We start from the raw sequence: 15,921 nt of genomic DNA on the forward strand, positions 1-15,921 counted from the left end.
CTGGGGGTGGTGAGGTGTGTGCCCGGACGGAGTGGGCCGGGCTGTCAGACGCGGATGACCTGCGGCCCGAGCAGGGAGTACCGATGGGCCTCGGAGGCCGGCAGCAGCGTGCTCGTCACGATCGTCTCCAGCACGCCGATCTCGGCGAACCGGCAGAAGCTGACCGCTCCGAACTTGGTGTGCACGCCCGCGAAGACCGTGCGCCGTGCGGCACGGACGGCCTGGGCCTTGACCTCGCCGACCGCGGGGTCGGGGGTGGTCAGGCCGTGCTCGCGGGAGATGCCGTTGGCGCCGAGGTAGGCGAGGTCGATGACGAAGCCGGCCAGCATCTTCGTCGTCCAGTGGTCGACGGTCGCCAGCGTGCCGGAGCGGACCCGGCCGCCGAGCAGCAGGACCGACACGTTCCCGGTCCCGGCGAGGGAGCCGGCCACCGGCAGGGAGGCGGTGACCACGGTCAGCGGACGGTCCCGGGGCAGCGCCTCGGCGATGAGCTGCGGGGTGAACCCCTCGTCGACGAAGACCGTCTCGGCGTCCCCGAGCAGTTCCGCGGCGGCGGCCGCGATCCGGCGCTTCTCGGGCACATGGCTGGTGGCGCGGAAGGCGAGCGTCGTCTCGAATCCGGCGCTCTCCACGGGATAGGCGCCGCCGTGGGTACGGCGCACCAGACCGTGGTCCTCCAGGGCGCGCAGATCCCGTCGTACGGTCTCCTTGGCCACGCCCAGTTCGGCCGCGAGGGCGGTGACGTCGACCGAGCCGGTGGTGCGGGCCACCCGGACGATCTCCCGCTGGCGTTCTTCCGCCGTCCGCACGCTCATGGCCGCCACCCGCTCTCCCCTCTCCGACATCCCTGCCCGTTCGGGCCCGGTGGGGCCCGATGGGGCCCATGGGGGAAGTTGTACAGCGGGTGCGCGGCGCTGACCAGGCCTGTTGCAGGTCCGATACGGCCCGCCCGGGCCCGTTCCGCCGGGCCGGTGCCCGCCGCGGACCTGCGAGGCCGTGCGGGAGGGCGGGAGAACGGGCGGCGTCGATGCCCGAACAGGGCGGTGGGCGGGCCCGTTCGGTGCCCGCCCACCGTCTCGCGCCGACTCGTTGCGGCCGGTACGGCTCAGTACGGCCAGATCGGCGGGTCGTTCACGAAGTGGCCGCCCAGGTGGGACTGCGCGGGGTTCGCCGGGTCCAGCTCGCCGTGTTCGGCGATCAGCTTCCCGGCGTACGGCTCGGAGTCGTCGCGCGGTTCGTAGCCCAGCGCCCGCGCGCTCGACAGGTCCCACCACAGGCGGGTGTTGGCGGAGGAGCCGTAGACCACGGTGTGGCCGACGCGCTCGGCGGTCAGGGCCGCGTGGAAGAGGCGGGCGCCGTCGGCGGGGCTCATCCAGACCGACAGCATGCGCACGCTGGTGGGCTCCGGGAAACAGGAGCCGATGCGCACCGAGACGCTCTCCAGGCCGTGCTTGTCCCAGTAGAACTGGGCGAGGTCCTCGCCGAAGGACTTGGACAGGCCGTAGAAGGTGTCCGGGCGGCGCGGGGTGTCGACCGGGATCAGCGGATCGTCCCCGCGCGGTGCGGGGGTGAAGCCCACCGCGTGGTTGGAGGAGGCGAAGACGACGCGTCCGACGCCCTCCTCGCGGGCCGCCTCGTACAGGTGGTAGGTCCCCTCGATGTTCGCCCGGAGGATTTTGTCGAAGGAGGCTTCCAGGGAGATGCCCGCGAGGTGGATGATCGCGTCGACGCCCCGGACGGCCTCCCGCAGCGCCTCCCGGTCGGCCAGGTCCGCCGTGATCGCGTCGGGCTCGCCCTCGATCGGCCGCATGTCGAGCAGCCGCAGCCGGTAGCCGAGGTCGGGGAGCAGGCCCCGCATCAGGGTGCCGAGCCCGCCGGCGGCGCCGGTGAGCAGAACGGTGCGCGGAGCGGGCATCCTCGGGTCTCCTTGGGTCCGCCGCCTGAGACAGGTGGCCGCAACTGAGGACAGTACGTATCCATGGACGGTATTCACATGCGTGGACACGCTAAGGATCCTGGGTCTGTCCCGTCAAGTGTGGCGCGGACCTGCTGAATCCGCTTCCGTATTGCGGATGTGCGCGCTTGACCGGCCCCGAGATGGCTCCTTAGGCTAGGCGTGTTCAGAAATGTAGACGCCGATCAGAAGCGTGAGCGCGGATCGGAAACGTGCGCGCCTGTCCTAGGGAGAGCCCGTGACGCCAGCCCCCCTCGCCGCTCGACTCGGCATCCCCAGCGGGCCGTTGTTCTTCCCCGTCACCCCCTTCGGCCCCGACGGCTCCGTCGATCTCGACGTCTACCGCGCGCATGTGCGCCGGGGCGTCGAGGCCGGTGCCGCCGCCGTCTTCGCCTGCTGCGGCACCGGCGAGTTCCACGCGCTGACACCCGAGGAGTTCGAGGACTGCGTACGGGCGGCCGTGGAGGCGGCCGACGGGCGCGTGCCGGTGATCGCCGGCGCCGGCTACGGCACCGCGCTCGCCGTACGGTACGCCCGGCTCGCGCGGACGGCCGGCGCCGACGGACTCCTCGCCATGCCGCCGTACCTCGTGGTCGCCGGCCAGGAGGGGCTGCTGCGGCACTACCGCGAGGTGGCCGCGGCGACGGACCTGCCCGTCATCGTCTACCAGCGCGACAACGCCGTGTTCACCCCCGAGACCGTGGTCGGGCTGGCCCGCACCGACGGGATCATCGGCCTCAAGGACGGCCTCGGCGACCTGGACCTGATGCAGCGCATCGTCAGTGCCGTACGCACCGAGGCGCCCGGCGACTTCCTCTACTTCAACGGGCTGCCCACCGCCGAGCAGACCCAGCTCGCCTACCGCGCCCTCGGCATCACCCTCTACTCCTCCGCCGTGTTCTGCTTCGTCCCGGAACTCGCCCTCGCCTTCCACCAGGCGCTGAGGTCGGGCGACGACGCCACCGCCCACCGGCTCCTGGACGGCTTCTACCGCCCCTTCGTCGAACTGCGCGCCCAGGGCCGTGGTTACGCCGTCTCCCTGGTCAAGGCCGGTGTACGGCTGTGCGGGCTGGACGTGGGCGAGGTGCGGCCGCCGCTGCACGAGCCGACCGAGGAGCATGTGAAGCAGCTCGCCCGGCTGATCGAACGCGCGGACGCGCTGCTGGAGGCGGGCGAGTGAAGGCGTCGGCGTTCGTCTACCCCTGGGACGTCAACGGCGATCCGCGGGCGGCCGCCCGGATCGCCGCGCTCGGCGTGGAACAGGTCACCCTCGCCGCCGCCTACCACTCCACCCGCGCCCTGACCCCGCGCCACCCGCGCCACCGCGTCGTCACCGCCGAGCACGCCGCCGCGCTGTACCCGCTCGGCGACCGCTGGACGGCCCGCGCCCTGCGGCCCTGTCCGGCCGGGGACTGGGCCCCCGGGGACGCCTACGGCGAGGCGTCCGCCGCGCTCGCGGACGCCGGTCTCGAGGTGCACACCTGGGTGGTCCTCGCGCACAACTCCCGCCTGGGCGCGGAACACCCGGACACCTCGGTCGTCAACGCCTACGGCGACCGCTACCCCTGGGCGCCGTGCATCGCGCAGCCCGCCACGCGCGCGTACCTCGTCGACCTGGCAGCCGAGGCCGCCGTACGGCCCGGGGCGCGCGGCACCGAGCTGGAGTCCCTCGGCTGGTACGGGCTGCCCCACCTGCACGCCCACGACAAGACCGGCGGGGTCGGCCTGGGGGACGCCGGACAGTACCTGATGGCCCTCTGCTTCTGCCCGGACTGCCGGGCCGGGTACGGGAACCAGGGACTGGACGCCGACGAGCTGGCGAACGCCGTTCGCGACGCGCTGGAACCGCTGTGGCGGGGCGCGGCCGACGGCGACGGCGGCTGGGCGGGCGTCGAGAAGCTGCTCGGCGAGGCGCGGGCGACGGCCACGCGCGCGTGGCGCGGGACGACGGCCCGCACCCTCCAGGAGGAGGCGGTCGCCGCCGTCCGCGCCGCCGCACCCGACGGCTTCCAGGTCCTGCTGCACGCGGATCCGGTGTGGTACCACTGCGGCGCGAACGTCGGCGTGGACCCCGCGCACATCCTGTCCGTCGCGGACGGCGTGGTCGTGCCCTGCGCGGGCGGGCCCGGCCCGCTGACCCCCTTCGCCGAGCAGGGGCGCGCGGGCGCGGTCCTGGCGGCCAACCTCACCGTGATCTCCGGGATGGGCGGCAGCCCCGCGACCCTGGCGGCGGACGCGGCCCGTGCCCGCGCGTGCGGGGCGACGGAACTGCGCCTCTATCACGCCGGGTTGGCGTCTGACGGCGACCTGGCGGCGGTACGGGAGGCGCTCGCCACCCGCTGAAGCGGGCCCGGCCGGCAGGGCGGACGGGACCCGGCCGGAAGCCGTAGACCACCCGGAACCGGAAGCGGGCCGGGGCCGGGAAACGTACTCTCCGGTCCATGCCCCTGAGCCTCACCGTCCTCGGCACCGCCTCCCCGCACCCGCAGCCCGGCCGCCCCTGCTCCGGCTACCTGCTGCGCGGCGGAGGCGCCGAGGTGTGGGTGGACGCCGGGCCGGGAACCTTCGCGGAGTTGCAGCGGCACACCGATCCCACACGGCTCACGGCCGTCTGGATCTCCCATCTGCACGCCGACCACAGCGCCGACCTGCTGTCGGCGGTCTACGCGTTCGCCTTCGGCGGGCTCACCCCGCCCGTACCCGTCCCGGTGTACGCCCCGAGGGACTGCGCCCGGCGGCTGGCCGGGTTCTTCGGGCAGCCGGACACGCGCTTCCTGAGCGGCATCCTCGACTTCCGGCCCCTGCACGACAACCACGCCGTACGGCACTGGAACCTCCGCCTCACCACGCGCGCCGTCGCCCACGACGCCGAGGCGTACGGACTGCGCGCCGAGTGCCAGGGGAGCGTCCTCGCGTACTCCGGGGACAGCGGCCCCTGCGACGCGCTCACCGAACTCGCCTCCCGCGCGGACGTGTTCCTCTGCGAGGCCGACATCGACCGCCGTCACGAAGGCGAACGTCCGGTGCATCTCACACCCGAGGAGGCCGGCGCGTACGCGAAGGGCGCGCGGGAGCTCCTGATCACCCATGTGGGACCCACGCTCACCCGGGAGGCGGCCGTGATGCGCGCGGCCACGGTGTACGGCGGCCGGGTCTCGGTCGCGCGCGAGGGCGAGACGAAGTCGTTCTGAGAGCGGGGCTCTTGGAGCCTTCCTCGCGGGCCGCGTCGCCTCTCCTCCGCCTCTCCTCCGGTTCTCTTCCGGCTACGCCGACTTCCTTTGTCGGAAGCATTGACGAACGGCAGGGCCGCTCCTACCTTCAACGCGTCGTACTTCGTACGTCATATATGAGACGCGATACATGAGATCCGATACGCGGGACCCGCTGCGCGGGATCCGTCACGTGAGATCCGAGAGGCGCGCATGACCTCTGTGCCCATCCCGATCCCCTCCCGTACGCAGTTCGTGCTGGAGGCGATCAAACACCGCATCCTCACCGGGGAGCTGACGCCAGGTCAGGCACTGGTCGAGACCGAACTCGCCGCGCGGTTCGGGGTGTCCAAGACCCCGGTGCGCGAGGCGCTCAAGACCCTGGCCGGCACCGGACTCGTCGTGATGAACCAGTACAAGGGCGTCACGGTACGCATGGTGGACGCGGACATGGCGCGCGAGGTCTACGACGTCCGGCTGCTGCTGGAACCCGAGGCGCTGAGGCGGGCCGTGCGGCGCGGCGCCTCCCTGGACACCGCGCGCGACGCGCTGACCCGGGCCGACGACGCCACGGACACCGCCGAACGCTCGCTCGCGAACAGGGAGTTCCACCGGGCCCTGTACCTCCCGTGCGGCAACCCGCTGCTCGGCCGGATGCTCGACGAGGTCCGTGACCAGGCGGCCCTGGTCTCCGCCGTCGCCTGGGCCGCCTCGCCCTCCTGGGAGCGGGAGGCCGGCGAGCACCGGGAGATCCTGCGGCTGGCCCTCGACGGGGACGCGGACGGCGCGGCGAGCGCCCTGCACGCCCACATCGCGTCCTTCGTGCGGCGCGCGTTCCCCCAGGCGGAGGCAGAGGCAGGAGCGGCAGCAGAGCCAGAAGCGGCGGCGGAGACGGCGGCAGAGGGAGGCCGGGAATGAGCAGCGTGGCGTTCGAGTCCCAGCGGGCGGCCCTGGCCGATGTGGTGGCGATCCCGGTGACCCCGTTCGCCGAGGACGGCTCCGTCGACCGGCGCGCCCACCGGACCCTGCTGCGCCGGCTGCTCGACGGCGGGATCACCACGCTCACCCCCAACGGCAACACCGGCGAGTTCTACGCCCTCACCCCCGAGGAGCGCCGTCTGGTCACGGAGCTGACGATCGATGAGGCGGGGGATCGTTCAACGATCCTCGTCGGGGTCGGCCACGATGTGCCCACCGCCGTCGACTCCGCGCGTCACGCCCGTGAGCTCGGGGCCGAGATGGTCATGGTCCATCAACCCGTCCACCCCTACGTCTCGCAGCGCGGATGGGTCGACTACCACCGCGCCGTCGCCGACGCCGTGCCCGAACTGGGTGTCGTTCCCTACCTCCGCGACGCGCGGCTCGACGGCGCCCGCCTCGCCGAGCTCGCGGACGCCTGCCCGAACGTCATCGGCGTAAAGTACGCCGTCCCGGACGCCTCCCGGTTCGCCGCCTTCGCCCGCGACGCCGGGCTGGAACGGTTCGTCTGGGTCGCCGGTCTCGCCGAGCCCTACGCCCCCTCGTACTTCTCCGCGGGCGCCACCGGCTTCACCTCCGGACTCGTGAACGTCGCCCCGGCCCTCTCGCTGAACATGATCGAGGCGCTGCGGGCGGGCGACTACCCGGCCGCCATGAAGGTCTGGGAACAGATCCGCCGCTTCGAGGAGCTGCGCGCCGCGGGCGGCTCCGCCGACAACGTCACCGTCGTCAAGGAGGCGCTCGCCTCCCTCGGCCTGTGCCGCCGCGAGGTCCGCCCGCCGAGCAGGATGCTGCCGGAGCGGGAGCGGGCCGAGGTCGCCGCCATCGCGGCCGGGTGGTCCCTGTGAAGCCCGGGGGAGGGTCCCCGGAGGCGAACAGGCGCCCGGAGGAGCTCAGAAGCCACCAGTGGTACGGCGCCGACGGACTGCGCTCCTTCAGCCACCGCGCCCGCACCCGCCAGCTCGGCTACCTCCCCGAGGAGCACCTGGGCAAGCCCGTCATCGCGATCCTCAACACCTGGTCCGACATCAACCCCTGCCATGTGCACCTGCGGGACCGGGCGCAGGCCGTGAAACGGGGCGTGTGGCAGGCGGGCGGATTCCCGCTCGAGTTCCCGGTCTCCACGCTCAGCGAGACCTTCCAGAAGCCGACCCCGATGCTCTACCGCAACCTGCTCGCGATGGAGACCGAGGAACTGCTGCGGTCCTATCCGGTGGACGGCGCCGTGCTGATGGGCGGCTGCGACAAGACCACGCCCGCCCTGCTCATGGGGGCCGCCTCCGTCGACCTGCCGACCGTGTTCGTGCCCGCCGGGCCCATGCTGCCCGGCCACTGGCGCAACGAGGTCCTCGGCTCCGGGACCGACATGTGGAAGTACTGGGACGACAAGCGGGCCGGCCTCATCGGTGACTGCGAGATGACCGAGCTGGAGAACGGGCTCGCGCGTTCCCCCGGGCACTGCATGACGATGGGGACGGCGTCCACACTGACGGCGGCGGCGGAGGCGCTCGGCGTGACGGTTCCCGGAGCGTCGAGCATTCCCGCCGTGGACTCGGGACACGATCGGATGGCCGCCTCGGCGGGCATGAGGATCGTTGAACAAGTCCACAAGGGGCGGACCCTCTCCGAGATCCTCACCCGTGACGCCTTCGAGGACGCCGTCACCACCGTCCTCGGCCTCGGCGGCTCCACCAACGCCGTGATCCACCTGATCGCCATGGCGGGCCGGGCCGGGGTCGCCCTCACCCTCGACGACTTCGACCGCGTCGCCCGCACGGTCCCCGTCCTCGCCAACGTCCGCCCCGGCGGCCGGACCTACCTCATGGAGGACTTCCACTTCGCGGGCGGCGTCCCGGGGTTCCTCTCCCGGATCACGGACCTGCTCCACCTCGACCGGCCGACGATCTCGTACGACACCCTGCGCGAACAGCTCGCCGGCGCCCGGGTGCACGACGACGACGTGATCCGCCCGCGGGACAACCCGGTCGCGGGCGAGGGCGGGGTCGCCGTCCTGCGCGGCAACCTCTGCCCGGACGGTGCCGTCATCAAGCACATCGCCGCCGAGCGGCACCTGCTCAAGCACACCGGGACGGCCGTCGTCTTCGACGACTACAGGACGATGCAGCGGACCATCGACGACCCCGCGCTCGGCATCACCGCGGACAGCGTGCTGGTGCTGCGCAACGCCGGGCCCAAGGGCGGTCCGGGCATGCCGGAGTACGGGATGCTGCCCATCCCCGACCATCTGCTCAAGCAGGGTGTGCGGGACATGGTGCGGATCTCCGACGCCCGGATGAGCGGGACGAGTTACGGCGCCTGTGTGCTGCACGTGGCACCGGAGTCGTACATCGGCGGGCCGCTGGCGCTGGTGCGCACCGGCGACCCGATCACCCTGGACGTCGACGCGCGCATCCTCCATCTCGACGTGGACGAGACGGAGTTGGAGCGACGCAGGGCGGAGTGGACGCCGCCGCCCGTGCGCTACGAGCGTGGCTACGGCGCGCTCTACAACGAGCAGATCACCCAGGCCGACACCGGCTGCGACTTCGCGTTCCTGGCCCGCCCGGGCCAGGTGCCGGATCCGTACGCGGGCTGACCCCCGCGGGTCCGGCCGTTCGGCACGGCACACCCCTGCACAGGGAGAAAGCGCTTCCTGTACCAGGCAGGCACCACCCGCGCACCACCCGCGCACACCACTTCAGCGCCACGCAATCGCCAGGCAGGCACCACGCGAGCACCGCGCACGCCCGACGTACCGAGAACGGAGACCAGTCATGGCCCAAGCCGCAGCCGTGGCGAAACCGCCCGTGCCACCCCGGCGACGCCGTGCCTCCGCCACGCCCCGCCGGCTGCCGTACCTGCTGATCGCCCCGGCGGCCCTGCTGATGCTGGGCTTCATCGCCTACCCGGTCGTCAGCGTCTTCTTCTACAGCCTGCGGAACTACAACCCCACCAAGCCGTGGCGCAACGGCTACGCGGGCTTCGACAACTTCGTGCACGCCTTCACCGCAGACCCGCAGTTCTGGGACACGCTGACCTTCAGCGCCCAGTGGGTCGTCGTCGAGGTCGGTCTGCAACTGCTGTGCGGTCTCGCGCTGGCGCTCATCGTCAACCAGACCTTCGTCGGCCGGGGGGTGGGCCGCGCCCTGGTCTTCTCCCCGTGGGCCGTCTCCGGCGTGCTGACCTCCGCGATCTGGGTGCTGCTCTACAACTCCCAGACGGGGATCACCCGTTACCTCGCGGATCTCGGCATCGGCGACTACGGCACCAGCTGGCTCTCGGACACCTCCACCGTCTTCCCGGCGGCGGTCGTCGCCGACCTGTGGCGCGGTGTCCCCTTCTTCGCGATCCTCATCCTCGCCGACCTCCAGTCCGTCTCCAAGGACCTGTACGAGGCCGCCGAGGTCGACGGCGCGAGCCGGCTGAAGCAGTTCTGGCACATCACGCTGCCGCATCTGAAGGACGCGATCGTCCTGTCCACACTGCTGCGCGCGGTCTGGGAGTTCAACAACGTAGACCTGCTCTACACCCTCACCGGCGGCGGCCCGGCCGGCGAGACCACGACGCTCCCGCTGTACATCGCCAACACCAGCGTCGACGCCCACAACTTCGGTTACGCGTCCGCCCTGACGACGGTCGCGTTCGTGATCCTGCTCTTCTGTTCGGTCGTCTATCTGCGGCTGAGCAAGTTCGGAGGCGAGGACAAGTGAGCACCAAGGAGGCCACCGCGGTCGCCCCCGCTCCCGGGCGGCCGGCCGCCCCCGAGGCCCCCCGGCCCGCCCGGCGCCGCCAGGCCTGGGACGAGGCCCCGCGCTGGCAGATCTACCTTCCCCTGTCGGTCTACCTGCTCTTCACGCTGATCCCGTTCTACTGGATCCTGCTCTTCGCCCTGCGCCCGGCCGGCTCGACCTCGCTCGTGCCCTGGCCGATGACCTTCGAGCACTTCGAGAAGGTCTGGACGGAGCGCGGCTTCGGCACCTACTTCCAGAACAGCGTGCTGGTCGGCGTGGCGACCCTGTTCCTGACCACGGTCGTCGCCCTGGCCGGCGGCTACGCGCTCGCCCGGTTCGACTTCCGGATCAAGCGCGCCTTCATGCTGGTCCTGCTGTGCTCGCAGTTCGTCCCGGGCGCGCTGCTCCTGGTGCCGCTCTTCCAGATCTTCGCCGGGCTCCGGATGATCAACTCACTGGGCAGTGTCGTCGTCGCGGAGACGGTGTTCCAGCTGCCGCTGTCGATGATCCTGATCAGCGGCTTCATCCGGAACGTGCCGTACTCCCTGGAGGAGGCCGCCTGGGTCGACGGCTGCACCCGGTTCACCGCCTTCCGTATCGTCGTACTGCCGCTGCTGCGTCCCGGGTTGATCGCCGTCGGCTCCTTCGCCTTCGTGCACGCCTGGAACCACTTCCTGTTCGCCCTGATGTTCCTCTCCGACCAGGACAAGCAGACCATCCCGGTCGGCCTCAACACCCTGATGAGTTCGGACAGCGTCGACCTGGGCGGGCTGGCCGCGGGCGGCATCATCGCGGCCCTGCCCGTGGTGATCGTGTTCGCCTTCATCCAGAAGTGGCTGATCACCGGCTTCAGCGCGGGGGCGGTGAAGGGATGAGGCCCCGAGGCGACAGCCGGCCCGGACACCGGGACTCGCACACGCCCCCGGCCCCGCAGCCGCGGACGTACACCCGCACGCGTGCGAACACCTCCCCGACCGCCCCGCTCCCCGTGGTCCTCGCCGGCGCGCGCGGTCACGGTCGATGGCATCTCGACAACATCCGCCGGCTCCAGGACCGGGGGGCCGTCCGGCTGGCCGGGATCTGCGAGCTGACCCCGCTCACCCCGGACGAGATCCCCGACGGTCTCGGCGCCCCCGCGCAGTCCGCCGACCTCGGCGCGCTCCTCGACGCCACCGGTGCCCGGATCGCCGTGATCTGCACGCCCATCCCCACCCACACCGACCTCGCGCTGACGGCCGCGCGACGGGGCTCGCACCTGCTCCTGGAGAAGCCGCCCGCCCCCTCCTACGCGGAGTTCCGCCGGATGGCCGACGGGGTCGCCAAGGCCGGGGTCGGCTGCCAGATCGGGTTCCAGTCGCTGGGCTCGCACGCCCTGCCCGCGATCCGCGACCTGATCGAGCGGGGGACGATCGGCGCGGTGACCGGGATCGGCGGCGCCGGCGCCTGGGCGCGCGCCGAGGCCTACTACCGGCGGGCTCCCTGGGCGGGCAGACGACGGCTGAACGGCGTCGACGTGCTCGACGGCGTCCTCACCAACCCCCTCGCGCACGCCGTGGCCACCGCCCTCGCCCTGGGCGGCTCCTCCCGCGCCGGGGACGTCACCGGCGTCGAGACCGAACTGCTGCGCGCCAACGACATCGAGTCCGACGACACCTCGTGCGTCCGCGTCACCACCGCGCGGGGCCGGCGGATCACCGTCGCCGCGACGCTGTGCGCCGAGCGGCCGGACGAGCCGTACGTCGTCGTGCACGGCAGCCACGGACATATCACCTTCTGGTACAAACAGGACCGCGTGCTGCTCCAGCGCGCGGACCACGGCCCGCGCGAGTACGAGTACGGCCGCACCGACCTGCTGGAGAACCTCGTCGCGCATGTCACCGACGGGACCGCGCTGCTCGTCCCGCCGGACGTGACCGGCGCGTTCATGAAGGTCGTCGAGGCGATCCGGCTGGCCCCCGACCCGGCCCCGCTGCCCGCCGGCGCCTGGCGCCCGCTCGCCGGGGACGGCCGCCGGATCGTGCCCGGCGTCGAGGCGCTGGTCGCGGCCGCCGCCGACACCCTCGCCCTCTACTCGGAACTGGGCGCCCCCTGGGCGCCCACCCCGGCGAACCCGGAAGAGGTGAGCACCCGATGACGGCGAACGACGCGCCGGTCCTGCGGGTCGCGGGCCGCCCCGTCGCCCGGTACGTGATCCGGCCCGAGCTGCCCGCCCGGCTCTCCCCGCGTCCCTACCTGCACCCCGTCACCACCCTGGCCGGCACGGCGGTGACCGAGCTCGGCCCCGCCGACCACCCCCACCACCTCGGCGTCGGTGTCGCCGTTCCCGACGTCGAGGGGCACAACTTCTGGGGCGGGCGCACCTACGTCCGCGACCGGGGCCCCACCGAGCTCGACGACCACGGCACCCAGCGGCACACGGCGTTCCAGCTGTGCGACGCCGCCGGCTTCACGGCGCGACTGCGCTGGACGGCCGCAGGCACCGAGCTGCTGCGCGAGCGCCGTACGGTCGCGGCCGTCGAACTCACCGCGTCCGCCTGGGCGCTGGACTTCGCCTTCGGCCTGACCAACGTCACCCCGGCCCCGCTGTCGATCGGCAGCCCCGCCACCAACGGACGCCCCGGAGCGGCCTACGGCGGCTACTTCTGGCGGGCTCGCGGAGAGCCCGGGGCCCCGGACGTCTTCACCGCCGACGGCGAGGGCGAGGCCGCCGTCCACGGCACCCGCGCCGACTGGCTCGCCCTGGCGGGCGCCACCTGGACGCTGGTCTTCGCCGGGGCCACGGACACCACCCGACAGGACCCCTGGTTCGTGCGAGCCGCCGACTACCCGGGCGTCGGCTCGTCCCTGGCGGCCGAGGAACGGCTGACGATCGAGCCCGGGGACACCGCCGTACGCCGGATCGTCACCGTCGTCGCCGACGGCCGCCTCGGCCGGGACCAGGCCGCCGCGCTGGTGCGGAAGGCGGTCGGCCGGTGACGTACGAGACCTACCGCAACCCCGTGCTGAACGCCGACTGGTCCGATCCCGACGTCGTCCGGGTCGGCGACGACTTCTACCTCACCGCCTCCAGCTTCGGCGGCGTCCCCGGCCTGCCGCTGCTGCACTCCCGTGATCTGGTCGGCTGGACCCTGGTCGGCCACGCCCTCGAACACCTTGAATCCGCAACGGAGTTCGGCTCGCCGCGGCCCGACGGCGGGGTCTGGGCCCCGTCGCTGCGGCATCACGACGACCGCTTCTGGATCTTCTGGGGGGACCCCGACCAGGGCATCTTCCAGATCAACGCCCCCGCGATCCGCGGCCCTTGGAGCCGCCCGCACCTGCTGAAGCGGGGCAAGGGACTCATCGACCCCTGCCCCCTGTGGGACGACGAGACCGGTGAGGCGTATCTGGCCCATGCCTGGGCCAGGTCCCGCTCCGGCGTCAAGAACCGCCTCACCGGATACCGGATGCACCCCGACGGGACCTCCCTGCTCGACGACGGCGAGCTGATCGTCGACGGTGACCGGATCCCCGGCTGGTTCACCCTCGAAGGCCCCAAGCTCTACCGGCACGACGGCTGGTTCTGGATCCTCGCGCCCGCCGGGGGAGTCGGCACCGGCTGGCAGGGCGCCTTCCGCGCCCGGGAGTTCTTCGGCCCGTACGAGGAGCGGATCGTCCTCGAACAGAAGGACACCGACGTCAACGGCCCGCACCAGGGCGGCTGGGTGCGCACTCCGTCCGGCGAGGACTGGTTCCTGCACTTCCAGCAGCGTGGCGCGTACGGCCGCGTCGTCCATCTCCAGCCGATGCGCTGGGGCGCCGACCACTGGCCGGTGATCGGCGACGAGGGCGCGCCGGTCGCCGAACACCGGCGGCCCGCCCTGCCTCCGCAGCCGCCCGCCGCGCCCGCCACCGACGACGACTTCCCGGGCGGACGGTTCGGCCGGCAGTGGTCGTGGACGGCCGGCCCGCGGGACGGCCGGTCCACCCGGCACTCGGCCGACGGGCTGCGGCTGACCTGCGCGCGCTCGGCCGACCCGCACGACCTGCGGAGACTGCCGAACGTCCTCACCCAGCGGCTGCCCGGGACGCCGGTCGCCGTCGAGGTGGAGCTGTGGCTGCGCAGCGAGGAGCCGGGGGCGCGGGCCGGGCTCGTGGTCCTCGGGGACGCGTACGGCTGGATCGGCCTCCAGCGGGGCGCGGACCGGGCGGTGCGCCTCGTGCACCGGTTCGCCGAGTCCGCCGCCGAGTCCGCCGCGGAGTCCGTCGCCGAGCGGGAGCGTGACGCCGGCCCGCCGCGGCTCGCGCCCGGGGGACGGGTGAGGCTGCGGATCGAGATCGGGGCCGGAGCGCGCTGCCGGTTCTCCGCCGCGCCGCTGCCCGAGGGGGCACGACCCGGGCTCCCCGCGACGTCTCCCGAGTCTCCCGCCGCCGGCGGTTTCCGTCCGTCGGGTCCCGTTTTCGCCGCCACCCCCTGGCAGTGGGCCGGTGCCCGGCTCGGTCTGTTCGCGCTCGCGCCCGAGGGCCACGGGCACGCGGGCGCGGCCACGTTCACCCGGTTCCGGATCAGTTCCCTGTAATCCCGTCCATCCGCACGCCTGTTGGGAGCCGCAATGACGCACTTCCCTAGCAAGCGCTTACCCGTCGGTGGTGTCGCCGGTGCCGGCGATGTGACCGAGCCCGTCCACCTCCTCATGACCCCGCCGCATCCGGAAGAAGAGAGCCGACCTATGAAGAGCAGCATCCGCGGAAGCAGGCGCGCCGCCCTGGCCGTCGCCCTGGGCTCCGTGCTCGCGCTGACCGCCACCGCCTGTGGCGACGACGGCAGCGGAGCGGCGGGGGACAAGGGCGGCGAGGGTTCCGGCAAGGGCGAGATCACCTTCTGGGACAACAACGGCGGTGTCCGTACCGAGATCTGGAAGCAGATCATCGCCGACTTCGAGAAGAAGTACCCCGACATCAAGGTCAATTACGTCGGGATCCCCGCCGCGAGCGCCCAGTCCAAGTACGACACCGCCATCCAGGGCGGCGGCCTGCCCGACGTCGGCGGGGTGGGCACCGCGGTGCTCGCCGAGGTCGCGGTGCAGGGAGCGCTGGAGCCGCTGGACGGCCGGCTGGAGAAGAGTCCGCTGAACGGCAAGCTGAGCCGGAACCTGCTCGACGTCAGCAAGTCCGCCGGCGGCGGAGAGGCGCTCTACCAGGTGCCGAGTTCCGCCAACAACGGCACGCTGTGGTACCGGACGGACCTCTTCGAGGCCGCCGGACTCGACGCCCCGACCACCTGGTCGAAGTTCTACGCGGCCGCCGACAAGCTCACCGACAAGGGTGCGAACAAGTTCGGGTTCACCATCCGCGGCGGTGAGGGGTCCATCGCGCCGGCCCTGGACGCGGTGTACGGCCAGACCGGCATCACCTCGTTCTGGAGCGGCGACAGGACCACGGTCGACGACCCGAAGAACGTGGCGGCGCTCGAGAAGTACGTCGCGCTGTACAAGAAGGACACCCCGTCCGCCGACGTCAACAACGACTTCACCAAGATGGTCGCCCAGTGGGACAGCGGCACGATCGGCATGCTGAGCCACAACCTGGGCTCCTACCAGGACCATCTGAAGGCGCTGGGCGCGGACAAGTTCAAGGGCGTCCCGAACCCCACGGCGGACGACGGCACCCGCGTGCAGATCTCCAACCCGGTGGACGGGCTCAGCCTGTTCAAGTCCAGCAAGAACAAGGCGGCGGCCTGGACGTTCATCGAGTTCGCGCTCTCGGCCGCGGAGAACTCCAAGTTCAACGAGTCCGCCGGGCAGGTGCCCGCGAACACCGATGCCGCGAAGGACGCGTGGATCCAGAACGCCGAGCCGACGAAGCTGGCGGCGGAGGCGCTGAACGGGACCAGCACGAAGATCGTCCAGCTGCCGTACTACCTGCCCGACTGGAACACGATCTCCAAGGCGGACAACGAGCCGAACTTCCAGAGGCTGCTGCTCGGGAAGATGAGCGCGAAGGACTTCCTGGGCACGCTCGCCGACCAGCTGAACGCGGCGCAGGCCGACTGGAAGAAGAACCACTGACC

General features: G+C 72.3%; 14 protein-coding genes. 12 read left to right on the forward strand and 2 right to left on the reverse strand.

Annotation, left to right across the window (positions count from 1 at the left end; genetic code table 11):
• Positions 1-44 precede the first annotated feature (44 nt).
• Together ACWCQK_RS13450 and ACWCQK_RS13455 are read right to left on the reverse strand one after the other, a co-directional pair.
• On the reverse strand, positions 45-815 hold the full coding sequence (locus tag ACWCQK_RS13450) for a DeoR/GlpR family DNA-binding transcription regulator (RefSeq protein ID WP_451155166.1): 771 nt from the start codon (positions 813-815) through the stop codon (positions 45-47).
• Positions 816-1,105: 290 nt separating this feature from the next.
• Positions 1,106-1,915 carry an NAD-dependent epimerase/dehydratase family protein gene (locus ACWCQK_RS13455; RefSeq protein WP_451155168.1) on the reverse strand — a complete coding sequence of 270 codons (810 nt, stop codon included), beginning with the start codon at positions 1,913-1,915 and terminating at the stop codon, positions 1,106-1,108.
• Positions 1,916-2,192: 277 nt separating this feature from the next.
• Between ACWCQK_RS13455 and ACWCQK_RS13460 the strand changes: the two genes are divergently transcribed.
• The 12 genes from ACWCQK_RS13460 (at position 2,193) to ACWCQK_RS13515 (ending at position 15,919) form a co-directional block, all read left to right on the forward strand.
• A complete protein-coding gene (locus ACWCQK_RS13460) occupies positions 2,193-3,134 on the forward strand; it encodes a 5-dehydro-4-deoxyglucarate dehydratase (protein ID WP_451155170.1) in 942 nt (313 codons plus the stop codon).
• Positions 3,131-4,297, forward strand: a complete 1,167-nt coding sequence (locus ACWCQK_RS13465) for a hypothetical protein (RefSeq protein ID WP_451155172.1) — start codon at positions 3,131-3,133, stop codon at positions 4,295-4,297. The genes ACWCQK_RS13460 and ACWCQK_RS13465 overlap by 4 nt, the downstream gene beginning before the upstream one ends.
• Positions 4,298-4,395: 98 nt before the next feature.
• A complete protein-coding gene (locus ACWCQK_RS13470; protein WP_451155174.1) occupies positions 4,396-5,145 on the forward strand; it encodes an MBL fold metallo-hydrolase in 750 nt (249 codons plus the stop codon).
• Between the two features lie 231 nt (positions 5,146-5,376).
• On the forward strand, positions 5,377-6,081 hold the full coding sequence (locus ACWCQK_RS13475) for a GntR family transcriptional regulator (protein ID WP_451155176.1): 705 nt from the start codon (positions 5,377-5,379) through the stop codon (positions 6,079-6,081).
• A complete protein-coding gene (locus ACWCQK_RS13480) occupies positions 6,078-6,989 on the forward strand; it encodes a dihydrodipicolinate synthase family protein (RefSeq protein ID WP_451155178.1) in 912 nt (303 codons plus the stop codon). The genes ACWCQK_RS13475 and ACWCQK_RS13480 overlap by 4 nt, the downstream gene beginning before the upstream one ends.
• On the forward strand, positions 6,986-8,737 hold the full coding sequence (gene araD, locus ACWCQK_RS13485; RefSeq protein WP_451155180.1) for an L-arabinonate dehydratase: 1,752 nt from the start codon (positions 6,986-6,988) through the stop codon (positions 8,735-8,737). The genes ACWCQK_RS13480 and araD overlap by 4 nt, the downstream gene beginning before the upstream one ends.
• Before the next feature lie 178 nt (positions 8,738-8,915).
• Entirely contained in the window at positions 8,916-9,851 is a 936-nt protein-coding gene (locus ACWCQK_RS13490) for a carbohydrate ABC transporter permease (RefSeq protein WP_451155182.1), read from the forward strand.
• A complete protein-coding gene (locus ACWCQK_RS13495) occupies positions 9,848-10,747 on the forward strand; it encodes a carbohydrate ABC transporter permease (protein WP_451155184.1) in 900 nt (299 codons plus the stop codon). Before ACWCQK_RS13490 ends, ACWCQK_RS13495 begins: the two co-directional genes overlap by 4 nt.
• Complete coding sequence (locus ACWCQK_RS13500) at positions 10,744-12,006, forward strand: Gfo/Idh/MocA family protein (RefSeq protein ID WP_451155186.1); 1,263 nt, start codon at positions 10,744-10,746, stop codon at positions 12,004-12,006. The genes ACWCQK_RS13495 and ACWCQK_RS13500 overlap by 4 nt, the downstream gene beginning before the upstream one ends.
• Entirely contained in the window at positions 12,003-12,848 is an 846-nt protein-coding gene (locus ACWCQK_RS13505; protein ID WP_451155188.1) for a DUF6807 domain-containing protein, read from the forward strand. Before ACWCQK_RS13500 ends, ACWCQK_RS13505 begins: the two co-directional genes overlap by 4 nt.
• Positions 12,845-14,431 carry a family 43 glycosylhydrolase gene (locus ACWCQK_RS13510; protein WP_451155190.1) on the forward strand — a complete coding sequence of 529 codons (1,587 nt, stop codon included), beginning with the start codon at positions 12,845-12,847 and terminating at the stop codon, positions 14,429-14,431. Before ACWCQK_RS13505 ends, ACWCQK_RS13510 begins: the two co-directional genes overlap by 4 nt.
• A gap of 150 nt (positions 14,432-14,581) precedes the next feature.
• Entirely contained in the window at positions 14,582-15,919 is a 1,338-nt protein-coding gene (locus ACWCQK_RS13515; protein WP_451155192.1) for an ABC transporter substrate-binding protein, read from the forward strand.
• Positions 15,920-15,921 lie beyond the last annotated feature (2 nt).

The organism is Streptomyces sp. NPDC002306 (assembly GCF_053593435.1).

Coding starts and splice junctions, on each gene's coding strand:
- ACWCQK_RS13450 (WP_451155166.1), bottom strand. CDS start 815: ATGAGCGTGCGGACGGCGGAAGAACGCCAGCGGGAGATCGTCCGGGTG.
- ACWCQK_RS13455 (WP_451155168.1), bottom strand. CDS start 1,915: ATGCCCGCTCCGCGCACCGTTCTGCTCACCGGCGCCGCCGGCGGGCTC.
- ACWCQK_RS13470 (WP_451155174.1), top strand. CDS start 4,396: ATGCCCCTGAGCCTCACCGTCCTCGGCACCGCCTCCCCGCACCCGCAG.
- ACWCQK_RS13475 (WP_451155176.1), top strand. CDS start 5,377: ATGACCTCTGTGCCCATCCCGATCCCCTCCCGTACGCAGTTCGTGCTG.
- ACWCQK_RS13480 (WP_451155178.1), top strand. CDS start 6,078: ATGAGCAGCGTGGCGTTCGAGTCCCAGCGGGCGGCCCTGGCCGATGTG.
- ACWCQK_RS13490 (WP_451155182.1), top strand. CDS start 8,916: ATGGCCCAAGCCGCAGCCGTGGCGAAACCGCCCGTGCCACCCCGGCGA.
- ACWCQK_RS13500 (WP_451155186.1), top strand. CDS start 10,744: ATGAGGCCCCGAGGCGACAGCCGGCCCGGACACCGGGACTCGCACACG.
- ACWCQK_RS13505 (WP_451155188.1), top strand. CDS start 12,003: ATGACGGCGAACGACGCGCCGGTCCTGCGGGTCGCGGGCCGCCCCGTC.
- ACWCQK_RS13515 (WP_451155192.1), top strand. CDS start 14,582: ATGAAGAGCAGCATCCGCGGAAGCAGGCGCGCCGCCCTGGCCGTCGCC.